Below are 17466 nucleotides of genomic sequence, written 5' to 3'. Positions count from 1 at the left end.
CCGCCCCCGAGCCGCACAGAACGAGGTATGTCATGCATGCGTCCGTGTCACGCAGCCCGAGCCGGCGTGCCGTTCTCGCCGGGACCGCGGCCGTCGCCGCGCTCACGGCAGTCCCGCTCGCACCCGGACGCGCGCACGCCGCCGAGGACATGGCGGACGCCCCCGCCTACCGCTGGCGCAACGTCGTCATCGGCGGCACCGGGTTCATCACCGGCGTCCTGTTCCACCCCCGCGTCCGCGGGCTCGCCTACGCCCGCACCGACATCGGCGGCGCCTACCGCTGGGACGACCGCACCGACCGGTGGATCCCGCTCCTGGACCACCTCGGCTGGGACGACTGGAACCTCCTCGGCGTCGAGGCGATGGCCGTCGACCCCGCCCACCCGGACCGGCTCTACCTGGCCTGCGGCACCTACTCCCAGGCGTGGTCGGGCAACGGCGCGGTCCTGCGCTCCGAGAACCGGGGCAGGACCTGGCGGCGCACCGACCTCACCGTGAAGCTCGGTGCCAACGAGGACGGCCGGGGCACCGGCGAGCGGCTCCTGGTCGATCCGCGCGACAGCGACACCCTGTGGCTGGGCACCCGGCACGACGGCCTCTGGAAGTCGGTGGACCGGGGCGCCACCTGGGCTCCCGCCACCGGCTTCCCGGCCGCCCCGAACGCCACCGGCCAGGGCGTCACCCTCCTCGTGGCCGCGGGCCGCACCGTCTACGCCGGCTGGGGCGACGCCGGCGGCACCGCACCGAACCTCTTCCGCACGTCCGACGGCACCACCTGGGAGCCCGTCCCCGGCCGGCCCTCCGGCACCGCGGCCACGGTCCCGGTCCGTGCCGCGTACGACCGGCACACCCGCGAGCTGTACGTGACGTACGCCGACGCACCGGGCCCGAACGGCCAGTCCACCGGCAGCGTGCACAAGCTGCGCACGGTCAACGGCCGTTGGACCGAGGTCACGCCCGTCCGGCCCGGCGGCACCACCGATGACGGCGCCGCCGACACCTTCGGCTACGGCGGCGTCGCCGTCGACGCCCGCCGCCCCGGCACCGCCGTCGTCTCCACCAACAACCGCTGGGCGGCCGTCGACACCCTGTACCGGACCACCGACGGCGGCCGCACCTGGACGTCCCTGAAGGACTCGGCCGTCCTCGACGTCTCCGAGACCCCGTACCTGAAGTGGGGCGAGGAGCAGCCCAAGTTCGGCTGGTGGATCCAGGCCGTCGCCCTCGACCCGTACGACTCGAAGCACCTCGTGTACGGCACCGGCGCCACCCTCTACGGCACCCGCGACCTGCGACGCTGGGCCCCGCAGATCCGCGGCCTGGAGGAGACGTCCGTGACCCAGCTGATCTCGCCCCCGACCGGGCGGGCGCACCTGCTCAGCGGGTCGAGGGACATCGGCGTCATGTACCACGAACGGCTCACGGCGTCCCCGGCGCACGGCATGGCGACGAACCCCGTGTCCGGGTCGGCGACCGGACTCGCACAGGCGGCACGCAGACCGGCGTACGTCGTCCGGGCGGGCTGGAGCGATCACGGCAACGGCGCGTACTCCCACGACGGCGGACGGACCTGGGAACCCTTCGCGACCCAGCCCGACCTCGCCAAGAACGCACCCGGGCCGATCGCCGCCAACGCCGACGGCAGCGTGCTGCTGTGGTCCTTCCTGCACTGGGACGGCACCAGGTACCCCGCCCACCGCTCCGCGGACAACGGCACGACCTGGTCCGAGATCCCCTCCTTCCCGAAGGGCGCCACGCCGGTCGCCGACCCGGCCGACCCGACGCTCTTCTACGCGTACGACACCGACACGGGCACGCTGCTCGCCAGCACCGACAGCGGCCGTACCTTCACCGCCCGCGCGACCGGACTGCCCGCCGGCGACAGCCAGTACAAGCTGGCCGCGGCACCCGGCCGCACCGGCGACCTGTGGCTGAGCACCAAGGACAACGGCCTGCACCGCTCCACCGACGGCGGCCTCACCTTCACCAAGGTCGACAGCTGCCGGTCCTCCCACACCCTCGGCTTCGGAAAGGCCGCCGACGGCGCCGGCTACCCGGCGATCTACCAGGTCGGCTCCACCGGGGCCATCACCGCCGTCTACCGCTCCGACGACGAGGCGAAGAGCTGGACGCGGATCAACGACGACCAGAACCAGTGGGGGTGGACCGGCGAGACGATCACCGGCGACCCCCGCGTGTACGGCCGCGTCTACCTCGCCACCAACGGACGCGGCATCCAGTACGGGGAGCCCCGCTGATGCCCAGCCTGTCGGACACCACCCGCCACCGCATCCTCTACGGCGGCGACTACAACCCCGAGCAGTGGCCCGAGGAGACCTGGCACGAGGACGTCCGCCTGATGAAGGACGCCGGCGTCAACTCCGTCACCCTCGGCGTCTTCTCCTGGTCGAAACTCGAACCCCGCCCCGGAGTGCACGACTTCGGCTGGCTGGACCGCCTGATGGACCTGATGCACGCGAACGGCATCGGCGTCGTCCTGGCCACCCCCACCGCGTCGCCCCCGCCGTGGCTGGGCCGGCTCCACCCGGACACCCTGCCCGCCGACGAGGACGGCCGTACCGAGTGGTGGGGCGGACGCCAGCACTTCTCGCACTCCAGCGCCACCTACCGCCGCCACGCCGCCGCCATCACCGAGGCCCTGGCCGCCCGCTACGCCGGCCACCCCGCCCTCACCCTGTGGCACATCAACAACGAGTACTGCACCTACGACCACGGCGACGAGGCCGCCACCCGCTTCCGCCGCTGGCTCCAGGACCGGTACGGCACCCTCGACGCCCTCAACGCCGCCTGGGGCACCGCCTTCTGGAGCCAGGGCTACGGCGACTGGGCCGAGATCCTGCCGGCCCGCCGCACCCACTACCTGAAGAACCCGGCCCAGGTCCTCGACTTCCGGCGCTTCACCTCCGACATGCTCCTGGAGTGCTACGCCGCCGAACGCGACATCGTCCGCCGCCACACCCCCCACATACCGGTGACCACCAACTTCATGCCGCTGTGGTCCGGGCAGGACGCCTGGCGCTGGGCCGAGGAGGAGGACGTCGTCTCCGTCGACCTCTACCCCGACCCGCGCGATCCCTTCGGCGCGCAGGAGGGCGCCCTGGTCCAGGACATGACCCGCTCCCAGGCGCGCGGCCCCTGGATGCTCATGGAGCAGGCGGCCGGCCCCGTCAACTGGCGCGGCGCGAACCACCCCAAGCCGCGCGGCCTCAACCGCCTGTGGTCACTGCAGGCCGTGGCCCGCGGCGCGGACGCCGTCTGCTACTTCCAGTGGCGCCAGTCGAGGCAGGGCGCCGAGAAGTTCCACTCCGGGATGGTCTCCCACGCGGGGGCGCAGGGACGTACGTACCAGGAGGTCAAGCAGCTCGGCGCCGACCTCGCCACGCTCGGTCCGCACGCGGCGGACGGCACGGTCACCGCCGACATCGCCGTCCTGCACGACTGGCACTCCTGGTGGGCCGGCGACCAGGACGGCCGCCCCTCCACCCGCTTCGACTACCCCGACGTCCTGCGCGCCTGGCACCGCGCGCTGTGGGAGGCCCACCTCACCACCGACTTCGCCCACCCGGAGCACGACCTGACCCCGTACCGGGCGGTCTTCGTACCCCAGCTGTACGCGCTCACGGACGCGGCGATCGACAACCTCCTCGCCTACGTCCGCGGTGGCGGCACCCTCGTCTGCGGCTTCCGGACCGGCGTCGCCGACGAGGACGACCGGGTCAGGGCCGGCGGCATGGACGCCCGGCTGCGCGAGCTGTTCGGCATCCGCGTCCTGCACGAGTGGTGGCCCCTGGAGGCGGACGGTACCGCCGCCTGCGACGGCTTCCGCGGCACCCTCTGGTCGGAGGAGATCGAGCCCGACGGCACCGCCACGGAGGCCGTCCTGTACAAGGGCGGCGAGCTGGACGGGCTGCCGGCCGTCCTGCGCAAGGACCGGGCCTGGTACCTCTCCACCCTCCCCGAGCCGGACGCGCTGCGCGGCCTGCTCGCCCGCGCCGCCGCCGAGGCGGGCGTCCGCCCCGTGCTCGACGGGCTCCCGGCCGACGTCGAGGCCGTACGCCGCGGTGACCTGCTCTTCCTCCTCCACCACGGCCGCGAACCGGTCACCGTCGACGTCCCGGGCACCCACCGCGACCTGCTGACCGACGCGACCGTCACCGACCGGGTCACCCTCGGCCGCTACGGCGTGGCGGTCCTCACGGAGCCGGCCCGATGACCGACACGCCCATCAAAGACGCACCCCCATCCGGCGCACCCACGCCCGGCGCACCCACGCCCGGCGGGACCGTGCCCGGCGGGCCCGTGCACGGCACCTGGGAGCCCGGGCCCGCCGCCCGCTGGGAGGACGCCTTCCTGAGCGGCAACGGCCACCACGGCGCCCTCGTGTTCGGCGATCCGAACGCCGACCGGGTCGTCGTCACCCACCACACCCTCGTCCGCCCGAACGGCGACGACGAGCACCGCCGCCCACCCCGGCTCGCCGCCGACCTCCCCGCCCTCCAGGACCGCCTGCTGGCCGGCGACACGACGGCCGCCGAGGGCTTCACCGACGGCCGCCCGCTGCAATGGGTGCGGCCCTTCCACCCGGCCTTCCAGGTCCGCCTGAACAGGCCGCCCGGCGACACCCACGCCGCCTACCACCGCTCCGTGGACTTCACCACCGGCGAGACGACCGCCGCCTGCTCCACCTGGACCAGCCGCGTCTTCGTCTCCCGCGCCGACGACGTGATCGTCCAGCGCGTCACCGCCCCGCACCTCATCCTCGACCTGTCCCTCGACCCCCGCCTCCCCGGCGCCCCGGCCGGACTCGGCGTCGGCCACGGCGCCGTCCTCACCCCCGAGGGCGCCCTGCTCAGCCTGCGCGCCCGCTACCCCGGCAGCGACCTGGCGTACACCGGCGTCACCCTGGTCGCCGTCACCGGCGGCACCACGAGGCTGGTCCCGCCCGGCGTACTCGTCGAGGGCGCCACCGAGGTACTGCTCCTCACCCGCGTGCACCGGCACACCGGCGAACTGGACGTGGTCGCCGAGGGCCGCGCCCTGCGCGACCTGCCCGACGCGACGTCGTACGACCGTCTCCTCGGCCGGCACCTCGCCCTCCACCGCACCGCCTACGAGCGCGTCACCCTCGACCTCGCCGCCGACCCCGCCGAGCGCGCCCTGCCGGGCTCCGCGCTGCTCGACCGCTCCCGTGGCACGGACCGCGCGGCCCTCCTGGAGCGCCTCTTCGCCGCCGGCCGCTACCACCTGCTGTCGGCCAGCGGGATGCTCCCGCCCCGCCTGACCGGCCTGTGGACCGGCGACTGGGACACGGCCTGGTCAGGGGCGTTCACCACCAACGCCAACCTGAACCTCCAGACCGCCTCCGCCGCGGCGGCCGACCTCCCCGAGGTCACCGAGGCCCATGCCGCCCTGGTCCACCGGCAGCTCCCGGACTGGCGGGACAACGCCCGCGCGATCTTCGGCACCCGCGGCGTCGTCGCCCCCTCGCACACCGACGGCGAGTCCGGGCACACCTGCCACTTCAGCCGCGAGTACCCGCTGCACCTGTGGACGGCCGGCGCCGACTGGCTGCTGGCGCCCCTGGTCGAACACGACGAGACCCGCGGCGCCCACGACCCCCGCACCACCGCGGCACTCGCCGAAGTCGCTTTCTTCTACGAGGACTTCCTCACCCGGACCGACGACCGCGGTCACGTACTCGTCGTCCCTTCGTACTCGCCCGAGAACCGTCCCGCGAACGCCGGCTGGGGCACCGTCAACGCGGCCATGGACCTCTCCGCCGCCCGGCACGCCCTGCTGACCGCCGCCGACCGCCACCCCGAGCACGCCGACCGCTGGCGCGCCCTGGCCGACCGCCTCCCACCGCACCGGACCAACGCCGACGGTGCCCTGGCGGAATGGGCGTGGCCGGGCCTGGCGGACACCTACGACCACCGCCACCTCAGCCACCTCTACGGCGTGTGGCCGCTCGACGAGATCAACCCGTACGACACCCCCGAACTCGCCGAGGCCGCCCACCGGGCCCTCCACCTGCGCGGCGCCGAGAACGACTCCGCCCACGGCCACCTCCACCACGCCCTGATCGCGGCCCGGCTGCGGGACGCCGCCCGGGTCGCCCACGCCGTCGGCCAGGTCCTCGACGGCGACTTCTTCCACACGTCCCTGATGAGCGCGCACTACCCCCACCGCGACGTCTACAACGCGGACGCCGCGCACGCCCTGCCGGCCGTGCTCATCGAGATGCTCGTGCAGTCCACCCCCGACCGGCTGGTCCTGCTGCCCGCCCTCCCGGAGTTCTGCCCGCAGGGCGGGATCAGGGGCCTGCGCACCCGGTTCGGGGCGGTCGTCGACCTCACCTGGAGGCCCGACGGCGACGCGACGGCCGTCCTGCGCCCCGGACGCACGCACCGCATCGAACTCCGGACTCCTTCCGGCACCGAGCCGCTCGACCTCGTCGCCGGAGAGGACCGCGTCATCAGCGTCAAGACGCGGTAGCACCACCGCCCTCCCCACTCCCCCCACCCATGGAAGGAACGCCATGGCACCACGCACCCGCACCCTGACCGCCCTCCTGGCCCCGGCCCTCGCGCTCGGCGTCACCGCCGGCCTCGCCGCCGCCCCCGCCCAGGCAGCCGTCTGGAACTCCTGCGACCAGTGGGGCAACACGCAGCTGAACGGCTACACCCTCTACAACAACATCTGGGGCTCCGGCGCCGGCGGCCAGTGCGTCTGGGCCAACTCCGGCACCGACTGGGGCGTCTGGGCCGACCACCCGGGCACCGGCGGCATCAAGTCCTACCCGAACGCCAAGAAGGTGATCAACAAGCCGATCTCCTCCCTCGGCTCGCTCAGCAGCACGTACAACGTGACGGTCCCGTCGTCCGGCGCGTACAACACGTCGTACGACATCTGGGACACGGACCACGACTACGAGATCATGCTCTGGGTCAACCACCACGGAGCCGTCGGCCCGCTCGGCAGCCCGCAGGGGTCGGTCGCCCTCGGCGGCCACACCTGGAACGTCTACAAGGGCGACAACGGCGCCAACGAGGTCTTCTCGTTCCTGCGCACCTCGGACTCGAACTCGGGGAGCGTCCAGATCCTGCCGATCCTGAAATGGATCAAGGACACCAAGGGCTGGATGGGCGACGAGACCATCGGCGACGTCCAGTTCGGCTTCGAGATCACCTCCTCGCCGGGCGGTCTGGACTTCCGTACCCACAGCATGTCCGTCAGCGGCGGCTGACCCAGCTCCCCGGCCGGGGCCGGGGCCGGCCGTGCCTACGTCAGGCGCGGTCGACCTCGGCCCGCAACGCGTTGTACTCCGCGAAGGCGGATTCGACCTCGGCCCGGGTCAGGCCGTACCGGGACAGCTCGTACCGGTGCGGGCGGCTGCCCTTGGGGCGGGCGGCGACCCCGGCGAGCCGGGCGGCCTCCGTGCCGGTCCAGCGGGCGCCGACGGCGGCGTAGAGCTTGGGGGCGCCGACGGCCGGATCGGTCCCCAGCCAGGAGTACGGGACGTCCACCAGCCTCTCCGGGGGGAGGGCGGCACGGGCCGCGACACCGCGCGCCGCGGAGCGGCTCAGCAGCTCCAGCCAGGTGGCGCCGATGCCGTGCGGGTCGACGGGGCGGGTGCTGACGGCCATGCCGTGCTCGACCAGGCTGCAGAACGACGCCACGACGGTGACCGGATCGCGGTGGGTCCACACGATGGTGGCGTCCGGGAAGACGGTGTGCAGCGCGTCGAGGTTCTCCAGGTGCATGGGGGACTTGAGGATCCAGCGGCGGCGCGGACGGCCGTACTGGAGCACCTGGTAGACCTGCTTGAGGTGGCGGTAGTCGGGGACGAAGTCCCGCTCGTAGTGCCAGGCCTGGTACTCGGGTATCCGCGCCGAGGAGAGCGGCATCAGCGCGTGCGGCAGCGCGAAGGTGCACTCCTCGGGGCCTTCGGCGGCCATCGGGTGGATGTCGCGGAAGCGCGGCGCGAGCAGGTTGATGCCGTCGACCATCCGGCGCGCGGGCGCCGTCGCCTTGCGTCGCCCACCGGGCGGCACCTCCAGGCCGGGGGTGAGCAGCTCCCACAGCAGGGGGCAGCGGTGCTCGTCCGACAGCGACAGCACGCCGTGCGTGAGCGTCGTCGCGGTGCGCGGCAGGCCCACCACGAACACCGGCTTCTCCACGGGCTCCCGCTCGATGCCGGGGTGCTCCGCGATCAGCCGCCGGATCCGGGCCCGGCCGGCGAGGTGTCTGCGGACGTGGGACTGCGCGGACTGCCAGCCGACCGGGGTGAGGTTCTCCGCCCCGGCCCACCAGCGCAGCAGGGAGCGGAAGTCGTCGGCGAACCGCTCGTCGGCCTCCGCCCCTCCCGCCCGTGCGAGGAGCCGGTCGAAGGTCCGGTCGGGCGTGTGCCGGGATCGGGACGCCGGCCGCAGCAACAGGTCGGCGAGCCGGAGGGCGAGGGGAGTCGAGGGCACGTCTGGCCTTTCGGTAACGGTCGACTGCACTGCACTGCTAGTAAGGTGACCCGGCGTCCCACCCGGCAACCCTCTCCCTCCGGCGGAACCGTTACTCCTGAGCCACCGGCAGCTCGGCCCCGTCCCGCAGGAAGAGCGGGATGCGGTCCAGCGGCGCGTCCACCGTCACGGCCGCCCCGCCCCCGTACGTCTCACCCGTCCACGCGTCCGTCCAGCGCGCGCCCGCCGGAAGGTAGGCCGTGCGGGCCGTGGCACCGGCCGTGAGCACCGGCGCGACCAGCAGATCCCGGCCGAGGAGATAGGCGTCGTCCACCGGCCAGGCCGCCGGGTCCTCGGGGAACTCCAGGAACAGCGGCCGCATCACCGGCAGCCCCTCCTCGTGCGCCTCCCGCATGACGTCGAGCACGTAGGGCTTCAGCCGCTCGCGCAGCCGCAGGTACTTCTCGAGGACCGGGTACGCCTCCTCGCCGTACGACCACACCTCGTTCGGGCCGCCGGTCATGTCCGGGCCCAGCGGCATGCCCGGGTCGCGGAAGCCGTGCAGGCGCATCAGCGGGGACAGCGCGCCGAACTGGAACCAGCGGATCATCACCTCGCGGTACGCAGGGTCGTCCGGGTCGCCGCCGTGGAAACCGCCGATGTCCGTGTTCCACCAGGGGATGCCGGAGAGCGCGGTGTTCAGACCGGCCGCGACCTGACGGCGCAGGGTCGCGAAGTCGGTGCCGATGTCACCGGACCACAGCGCGGCGCCGTGCCGCTGACTGCCGGCCCACGCCGAGCGGTTGAGGGTGATCACCTCGTCCACCCCGGCGGCGCGCAGGCCCTCGTCGAAGGCGCGGGAGTTCTCGGCCGGGTACATGTTCCCGACCTCCAGGCCCGGGCCCGCCCAGTAGCGCAGGTTCTCCGGGAAGCCGGGCTTGAGCTCGGGCTCGCAGGCGTCCAGCCAGAAGGCCGTGATGCCGTACCTGTCGAGGTAGTTCTCCTTGACCTTCGACCACACGAAGTCGCGGGCCTCGGGGTTGGTGGCGTCGTAGAAGGCCACCTGCACCGTCGACGCGACCTCCTTGTCCGGCCAGTCGGCGTGCGCCATCGGGCCGTACTGGGTGCCGACGAAGTAGCCGCGCTGCTCCATCACCGGGTGGTTCTCGGAGAGCGGGGACACCGACGGCCAGACGCTCACCACCAGCTTGATGCCCAGCTCGTCCAGCTCACGGACCATGGCCGCCGGGTCGGGCCACTCGGCCGGGTCGAACTTCCACTCGCCCAGGTGCGTCCAGTGGAAGAAGTCGCAGACGATCGCGTCGATGGGCAGTCCGCGCCGCTTGTACTCCCGGGCCACGGCGAGGAGTTCGTCCTGGGTGCGGTAGCGCAGCTTGCACTGCCAGAAGCCCGCCGCCCACGCGGGCAGCATCGGCGTACGGCCGGTCACCGCGCTGTAGCGGCGCTGCGTGTCGGCCGGGGTGCCGGCGGTGATCCAGTAGTCGATCTGCCGGGCCGAGTCGGCGACCCAGCGGGTGCCGTTGTGCGCCAGCTCCACGCGGCCGATCGCCGGGTTGTTCCACAGCAGCGTGTAGCCGCGGCTGGAGGTGAGGACGGGGATGGACACCTCGGCGTTGCGCTGGACCAGGTCCACGACCAGGCCCTTCTGGTCGAGGCGGCCGTGCTGGTGCTGGCCGAGGCCGTACAGCTTCTCGTCGTCGTAGGCGGCGAACCGCTGCTCCAGCCGGTGGTGCCCGCCTCCGACCGCCGTGTACAGGCGCGGGCCGGGCCACCAGAAGTGGGCGCGCTCCTCGGCCAGCAGCTCACCACCGTCCGCGGTCCGCACGAACCGCACCTGCCCCTCGGGGCTGACCTCCACGGTCAGCGCGCCGACGGTCAGTGAGCCGTGCCCGTCCTCGGTCTTCACGGTGCTCTCGGTCGGCGGGGCCTCGGTGAGGAGTGCGCCCGGCAGGTCCTCCAGCACCGGCCCGCCGAGGCGGGCCCGGACCCGGACGGCGTCCGGCCCCCACGCCTCGATCCGGACGGTCTCCTGACGGCCGCTCCACTCCAGCGCGCCGTCCCGCTCGCGGAACGTGCCGACGGTGGGGGAGGACTGGGCGAGGCTGACCTTGGGCTGTGTCTCGGCAGGCTGGTTCACGAGGCAGGCTCCTGGGGGAGTGCGAACTTCGAGTGCGGACATCGAGTACGAGCTTCGAGTGCGGACTTCGAGTACGAGCTTCGAGTGCGGACTTCGAGTGCGAGCTTCGAGTGCGAGCTTCGAGTGCGGACACGGCGGTGCCCTGGCACGGGCGGGCCGAGCGGTCACGCGGTGCGGGGGAGGGCGGCGGTCGAGGACGGCGGTGACGCGGTGCGGGGGAGGCGGGCGGGCGGCCTGCGGTGGGGCCGGTCGCGTGAGCTACGGCCGGACGGGTGCCGGCCCCGAGCTGGCCCGGACCGTCAGCTCCGGCGCGAGCAGCACGACCTCGTCGCTGCCGCGCCCGTCCAGCTTGGCGACCAGCTGCTCCACGGCATGCCGGCCCATCTCCTGCGCGGGCACGGCGACCGAGGTGAGCCGAACCGAGGCCTGGGTGGCGACCTGCTCGGGGCAGACCGCGACCACCGACACGTCCTCGGGCACCGCCCGGCCCTGCTGGCGCAGCAGGGCGAGCAGCGGCTCGACCGCCGATTCGTTCTGGACGACGAAGCCCGTGGTGTCCGGGCGTTCGTCGAAGACGCGGGCGAGGGTCGCGGCCATCGCGTCGTACCCGCCCTCGCAGGGGCGGTGCAGCAGCCGCAGCTCCAGCTCCCGCGCACGGGTGCGCAACCCGTCGAGGGTGCGCTCGGCGAAGCCGGTGTGCCGTTCGTAGACCGCGGGAGCCTCGCCGATGACCGCGATGTCGCGGTGCCCCAGCTTCGCCAGATGCTCCACGCACAGTGCGCCGGTCGCCCGGAAGTCGAGGTCGACGCAGGTCAGCCCGGTGGTGTCGGCGGGCAGACCGATCAGCACGGACGGCTGGTCGGTGCCCCGCAGCAGGGGCAGCCGCTCGTCGTCGAGTTCGACGTCCATCAGGATCATCGCGTCGGCGAGCCCGCTGCCGGTGACGCGGCGCACCGCGTCGGGGCCCTCCTCACCGGTGAGCAGCAGGATGTCGTACCCGTGACTGCGCGCGCTGGTCGCGACCGCGATGGCGATCTCCATCATCACCGGCACGTACATGTCCGTGCGCAGCGGGATCATCAGCGCGATGATGTTCGACCTGTTGCTGGCCAGGGCGCGGGCGCCGGCGTTCGGGTGGTAGCCGAGCGTGCGGATGCTCTCTTCGACCCGCTGCCGGGTGGTGGTGGAGATGGACCGCTTGCCGCTGAGGACATAGCTCACCGTGCTTGCCGAGACTCCGGCGTGCTGGGCGACCTCGGCGAGGGTGACCATCCAGCTCTCCAAGCTTTGTGAAGCGCTTCGACAGCGCGCGGGGTGGACAATAGCGGGTGAGGGTGGTTCGACAGTAGCCTCAGCCGGGGTGGGTGTCCATAGGTTGTCGAAGCGCTTCGACACCTTTCTTCTCGCTCCGTCCGCCCTCCGTCCGCCTCCCGTCCTCCTTGCGGTCATCGGCCGAACGGCGGCACGAAGGGTGGTGGGAGCGCCCGGGATCGGGTACATACGATCGGGTAGCACCGACTAGTAACGTACGTCCGCAAGTTCGCGAATGACGAATCCCGGCGATCACCCCGGCGATCTTCGTGGACGTACCTCCCCCGATGCCGATTCGCGGCGAGGTGAGCCTCATGTCCGCACCACCCACCCCCTCCTCCCGACCCACCGTCACCGAACGTGAGGCCCGCCAGGTCGCGGAGGCGGCCCGCGAACAGGACTGGCGCAAGCCGAGCTTCGCCAAGGAGCTGTTCCTCGGCCGCTTCCGCCTCGACCTCATCCACCCCCATCCGCTCCCCGCCGACGAGGACGTCCAGCGCGGCGAGGAGTTCCTCGCCAAGCTGCGCGACTTCTGCGAGACGAAGATCGACGGAGCCCTGATCGAGCGCGACGCGCGGATCCCGGACGACGTGATCACGGGGCTGAAGGAGCTGGGCGCCTTCGGCATGAAGATCGACACCAAGTACGGCGGCCTCGGCCTCACCCAGGTCTACTACAACAAAGCCCTCGCCCTGGTCGGATCCGCGAACCCCGCGATCGGCGCGCTGCTCTCCGCCCACCAGTCGATCGGCGTGCCCCAACCGCTGAAGATGTTCGGGACGCAGGAGCAGAAGGACACGTTCCTGCCGCGCTGCGCCCGCACCGACATCTCGGCGTTCCTGCTGACCGAGCCGGACGTCGGCTCCGACCCGGCCCGCCTGGCCACCACGGCCGTCCGGGACGGTGACGACTACGTCCTCGACGGCGTGAAGCTGTGGACCACCAACGGCGTCGTCGCCGACCTGCTGGTCGTCATGGCCCGCGTCCCGAAGTCCGAGGACGGGACGGGCGGCAGGGGAGGCATCACCGCCTTCGTCGTGGAGGCCGCCTCCGAGGGCATCACCGTCGAGAACCGCAACGCCTTCATGGGCCTGCGCGGCCTGGAGAACGGCGTCACCCGGTTCCACCGCGTCCGCGTCCCGGCCGCGAACCGCATCGGTCCGGAGGGCGCCGGCCTCAAGATCGCCCTCACCACCCTCAACACCGGCCGCCTCTCCCTCCCCGCCATGTGCGTCGGCGCCGGCAAGTGGTGCCTGAAGATCGCCCGCGAGTGGTCGGCGGTGCGCGAGCAGTGGGGCAAGCCGGTCGCGCTGCACGAGGCGGTCGGCTCGAAGATCTCCTTCATCGCGGCGACCACCTTCGCGCTGGAGGCGGTCCTGGACCTCTCCTCCCAGATGGCCGACGAGGACCGCAACGACATCCGCATCGAGGCCGCCCTCGCCAAGCTCTACGGCTCCGAGATGGCCTGGCTGATGGCCGACGAGCTGGTCCAGATCCGCGGCGGCCGGGGCTTCGAGACCGCGGCCTCCCTCGAAGCCCGCGGCGAGCGCGCGGTCCCCGCCGAGCAACTGCTGCGCGACCTGCGCATCAACCGCATCTTCGAGGGCTCCACCGAGATCATGCACCTGCTGATCGCGCGCGAGGCCGTCGACGCCCACCTCTCGGTGGCCGGTGACCTGATCGACCCCGACAAGACCCTGTCCGACAAGGCACGGGCGGGCGCGCAGGCGGGCGTCTTCTACGCCAGGTGGCTGCCGAAGCTGGTCGCCGGGCCGGGGCAGCTCCCGCGCTCGTACGCCGGCTTCCACCCGTCCGGCCACCAGGACCTGTCCGGGCACCTGCGCTACGTCGAACGCACCGCCCGCAAGCTCGCCCGCTCCACCTTCTACGCCATGTCCCGCTGGCAGGGCCGGATGGAGACCAAGCAGGGCTTCCTCGGCCGGATCGTCGACATCGGCGCGGAGCTGTTCGCGATGAGCGCCGCCTGCGTCCGCGCCGAGCACCTGCGCGCCGAGGGCGACCACGGCCGCGAGGCCTACCAGCTCGCCGACGCCTTCTGCCGCCAGGCCCGCATCCGCGTCGAGGAGCTCTTCGGCCGCCTGTGGACCAACACCGACGACGTCGACCGCAAGGTCGTCAAGGGCGTGCTGGGCGGCGCGTACGAGTGGCTGGAGCGGGGCGTCGTCGACCCGTCCGGCGACGGCCCGTGGATCGCGGACGCGACACCGGGCCCGAGTAGCAGGGACAACGTCCACCGCCCCATCAGGTAGGGCGGGCATACGTCAGGCCCCCGCCGGGACTGCGCGGCCTTCCCGGCGGGGTTGCCCGGCCTTCCCGGCGGGCCAGGTCCGCCCGCAGGCCGCGGGGCTCTTCCGGGCCCCGCGCGGGCCCGCGACACCCGTGCGAGGGACGCGCTGTCCAACCGGAGGGCGGTTGCGGCAACAATGGGGGGATGAGCGACAGTCCAGCCCCACTCGCCGACCCCCACCTCGTCTACGACCCGGTGGCGGGCGACGGCCCGAAGGACGTGGTGATCCTCGGGTCCACCGGGTCGATCGGGACCCAGGCCATCGACCTCGTGCTGCGCAACCCGGACCGCTTCCGGGTCACCGGCCTGTCCGCCAACGGCGGCCGGGTCGCCCTCCTCGCCGAGCAGGCGTACCGGCTGAAGGCACGGACCGTCGCCGTGGCCCGCGAGGACGTCGTCCCCGCCCTGCGGGAGGCACTGAGCGGCCAGTACGGCCCCGGCGAGCCGCTCCCCGAGATCCTCGCCGGAGCCGACGCGGCCACCCAGCTCGCCGCCTCCGACTGCCACACGGTCCTCAACGGCATCACCGGCTCCATCGGCCTCGCACCGACCCTGGCCGCCCTGGAGGCGGGCCGCACCCTCGCGCTCGCCAACAAGGAGTCGCTCATCGTCGGCGGCCCGCTGGTCAAGTCCCTCGCCAAGCCGGGGCAGATCATCCCGGTCGACTCGGAGCACGCCGCCCTCTTCCAGGCGCTGGCCGCCGGCACCCGCGCCGACGTGCGCAAGCTGGTCGTCACCGCGTCCGGCGGCCCGTTCCGGGGACGTACGAAGGAGCAGCTGGCGAGCGTCACCGTGGAGGACGCCCTCGCCCACCCCACCTGGGCCATGGGCCCGGTGATCACGATCAACTCCGCCACCCTCGTCAACAAGGGCCTGGAGGTGATCGAGGCCCACCTGCTCTACGACATCCCCTTCGACCGCATCGAGGTGGTCGTGCACCCGCAGTCGTACGTCCACTCGATGGTCGAGTTCACGGACGGATCGACCCTGGCCCAGGCGACGCCCCCCGACATGCGCGGGCCCATCGCCATCGGCCTGGGCTGGCCCGAACGCGTCCCCGACGCCGCCCCCGCCTTCGACTGGAGCAAGGCCTCGACCTGGGAGTTCTTCCCGCTCGACAACGAGGCCTTCCCCTCGGTGGACCTGGCCCGGCACGTCGGGGAACTCGCGGGCACGGCCCCGGCGGTGTTCAATGCCGCGAACGAGGAGTGCGTCGAGGCGTTCCGCTCCGGCGCGCTGCCTTATCTCGGGATCATGGAGACCGTCACGCGGGTGCTCGAGGAGCACGGCACCCCCCGTACGGGAACCTCGCTCACCGTCGCGGACGTCCTCGAAGCGGAGACCTGGGCGCGCGAGCGGGCCCGGCAACTGGCGGCACAGACGGCGGAGGCCCGTGCATGACGACCCTGATGTTCATCCTCGGCATAGTCCTCTTCGCGGTCGGCCTGCTGTTCTCCATCGCCTGGCACGAGCTGGGCCACCTGTCCACGGCCAAGCTCTTCGGCATCCGCGTGCCGCAGTACATGGTCGGCTTCGGGCCGACCCTCTTCTCGCGGAAGAAGGGCGAGACCGAGTACGGCGTCAAGGCCATCCCGTTCGGCGGCTACATCCGCATGATCGGCATGTTCCCGCCCGGCGCCGACGGCCGGCTGGAGGCCCGCTCCACCTCGCCCTGGCGCGGCATGATCGAGGACGCCCGCTCGGCCGCCTTCGAGGAACTGCAGCCGGGTGACGAGAAGCGCCTGTTCTACACGCGCAAGCCGTGGAAACGGGTCATCGTGATGTTCGCGGGCCCGTTCATGAACCTCATCCTCGCGGTGGTGCTCTTCCTCACCGTTCTGATGGGCTTCGGCATCTCGCAGCAGACCACCACCGTCAGCTCCGTCTCCCAGTGCGTGATCTCGCAGACCGAGAACCGCGACGACTGCACCAAGTCCGACCCGGCCTCCCCGGCCGCGGCGGCCGGCCTCAAGGCGGGCGACAAGATCGTCTCCTTCGACGGCGTACGGACCGACGAGTGGGACCGGCTGTCCGACATGATCCGCGCCAACCCCGGCGAGCAGGTGCCGGTCGTCGTCGAGCGCGGAGGCCAGGAGGTCACCCTCCAGGCGACCATCGCCACCAACCAGGTCGCGAAGAAGGACGGCAACGGACAGATCGTCGAGGGCGAGTACGTCACCGCGGGCTTCCTCGGCTTCAGCGCCGCCACCGGCGTGGTCAAACAGGACTTCGGCCAGTCCGTGACCTGGATGGGCGACCGGATCGGCGACGCCGTCGACTCCCTCGCCGCCCTGCCCGCCAAGATCCCGGCCCTGTGGGACGCAGCCTTCGGCGACGGGCCCCGCGAGGCGGACTCCCCGATGGGCGTCGTGGGCGCCGCCCGCGTCGGCGGTGAGATCGCGACCCTGGACATCCCGCCCACCCAGCAGCTCGCCATGTTCATCATGCTGGTGGCCGGCTTCAACCTCTCCCTGTTCCTCTTCAACATGCTCCCGCTGCTGCCGCTCGACGGCGGCCACATCGCGGGCGCGCTGTGGGAGTCGCTGCGCCGGAACGCGGCCAAGGTGCTGCGCCGCCCGGACCCGGGCCCGTTCGACGTGGCGAAGCTGATGCCGGTGGCCTACGTGGTGGCGGGCATCTTCGTCTGCTTCACGCTGCTGGTCCTGGTGGCGGACGTCGTCAATCCGGTACGGATCAGCTGAGGCGGGGACGATCCGCCCGATCCACGCGAAGCCGCATGATTCAGAAGATCCCCTGCGATCCACATGATTCAGGCGATCCGTGCGATCCGTGCGATCCGTGCGATCCATACGATACGTACGATCTGAAACGATCGGATGAGAAGCCCGATCCGGAGAGCATGCCCCTCCGGACCGGGCTTCACGCCGATCACCCGGCGAACGGACGCCAAAGGGTGCGTCTCCCGTACGCCGTGTGTCTGGCGTCCATGTCCGTGCCGTAATCTCGGAGGCCGGAGCCCGCCGCTGAACGGGGCCGGATTCTGATCCACGACTTGGGGTTGCACAGCAGATGACTGCGATTTCTCTCGGCATGCCGTCCGTTCCGACCAAGCTCGCCGAGCGCCGCAAGAGCCGGCAGATCCAGGTCGGGTCCGTGGCGGTGGGTGGTGACGCGCCCGTGTCGGTGCAGTCCATGACCACGACCCGTACGTCGGACATCGGTGCGACGCTCCAGCAGATCGCCGAGCTGACGGC

General features: G+C 72.3%; 11 protein-coding genes. 8 read left to right on the top strand and 3 right to left on the bottom strand.

Features of this window, described 5'->3' with window-relative positions; all coding sequences use genetic code 11:
• The first annotated feature begins 32 nt into the window (after positions 1-32).
• The 4 genes from ACP4IX_RS23510 to ACP4IX_RS23495 all read left to right on the top strand — a co-directional run bounded on the left by ACP4IX_RS23510 (position 33) and on the right by ACP4IX_RS23495 (position 7267).
• Positions 33-2258 carry a WD40/YVTN/BNR-like repeat-containing protein gene (locus tag ACP4IX_RS23510; protein ID WP_426556546.1) on the top strand — a complete coding sequence of 742 codons (2226 nt, stop codon included), beginning with the start codon at positions 33-35 and terminating at the stop codon, positions 2256-2258.
• Positions 2258-4234 carry a beta-galactosidase gene (locus ACP4IX_RS23505; RefSeq protein WP_426556545.1) on the top strand — a complete coding sequence of 659 codons (1977 nt, stop codon included), beginning with the start codon at positions 2258-2260 and terminating at the stop codon, positions 4232-4234. The genes ACP4IX_RS23510 and ACP4IX_RS23505 overlap by 1 nt, the downstream gene beginning before the upstream one ends.
• Positions 4235-4305: 71 nt before the next feature.
• Positions 4306-6516 carry a glycosyl hydrolase family 95 catalytic domain-containing protein gene (locus ACP4IX_RS23500; RefSeq protein ID WP_426556579.1) on the top strand — a complete coding sequence of 737 codons (2211 nt, stop codon included), beginning with the start codon at positions 4306-4308 and terminating at the stop codon, positions 6514-6516.
• Between the two features lie 43 nt (positions 6517-6559).
• Complete coding sequence (locus ACP4IX_RS23495) at positions 6560-7267, top strand: glycoside hydrolase family 12 protein (RefSeq protein WP_426556544.1); 708 nt, start codon at positions 6560-6562, stop codon at positions 7265-7267.
• A gap of 40 nt (positions 7268-7307) precedes the next feature.
• On the opposite strand, the gene ACP4IX_RS23490 is transcribed toward ACP4IX_RS23495, so the two are convergent.
• The 3 genes from ACP4IX_RS23490 to ACP4IX_RS23480 all read right to left on the bottom strand — a co-directional run bounded on the left by ACP4IX_RS23490 (position 7308) and on the right by ACP4IX_RS23480 (position 11904).
• On the bottom strand, positions 7308-8495 hold the full coding sequence (locus ACP4IX_RS23490) for a sulfotransferase family protein (RefSeq protein ID WP_426556543.1): 1188 nt from the start codon (positions 8493-8495) through the stop codon (positions 7308-7310).
• Positions 8496-8586: 91 nt separating this feature from the next.
• The gene (locus ACP4IX_RS23485; protein WP_426556542.1) at positions 8587-10632 is read right to left on the bottom strand and encodes a glycoside hydrolase family 31 protein; all 2046 of its coding nucleotides are present in this window, start codon (positions 10630-10632) and stop codon (positions 8587-8589) included.
• Between the two features lie 258 nt (positions 10633-10890).
• Positions 10891-11904, bottom strand: coding sequence for a LacI family DNA-binding transcriptional regulator (locus ACP4IX_RS23480; RefSeq protein ID WP_426521993.1), 1014 nt, complete (start codon positions 11902-11904; stop codon positions 10891-10893).
• 353 nt (positions 11905-12257) lie between these two features.
• On the opposite strand from ACP4IX_RS23480, the gene ACP4IX_RS23475 reads away from it, so the two are divergent.
• From ACP4IX_RS23475 to ACP4IX_RS23460, 4 genes are all read left to right on the top strand, one after another.
• Positions 12258-14213 (top strand): acyl-CoA dehydrogenase family protein, encoded by a 1956-nt coding sequence (locus ACP4IX_RS23475; RefSeq protein ID WP_426521992.1) that lies wholly within the window; start codon positions 12258-12260, stop codon positions 14211-14213.
• A 182-nt stretch (positions 14214-14395) separates the two neighbouring features.
• Entirely contained in the window at positions 14396-15652 is a 1257-nt protein-coding gene (dxr, locus tag ACP4IX_RS23470) for a 1-deoxy-D-xylulose-5-phosphate reductoisomerase (RefSeq protein WP_426556541.1), read from the top strand.
• Positions 15653-15660: 8 nt separating this feature from the next.
• A complete protein-coding gene (locus tag ACP4IX_RS23465; protein WP_426522103.1) occupies positions 15661-16953 on the top strand; it encodes a M50 family metallopeptidase in 1293 nt (430 codons plus the stop codon).
• Between the two features lie 328 nt (positions 16954-17281).
• Positions 17282-17466: flavodoxin-dependent (E)-4-hydroxy-3-methylbut-2-enyl-diphosphate synthase (locus ACP4IX_RS23460; RefSeq protein ID WP_164396686.1), on the top strand; the 185-nt coding region annotated here is incomplete at its 3' end.

Origin of the sequence: Streptomyces sp. WG5, assembly GCF_049974565.1 — a bacterium.
In the GTDB taxonomy this organism is placed as follows: domain Bacteria; phylum Actinomycetota; class Actinomycetes; order Streptomycetales; family Streptomycetaceae; genus Streptomyces.
This window is presented reverse-complemented; position numbering and strand designations above follow the sequence as displayed.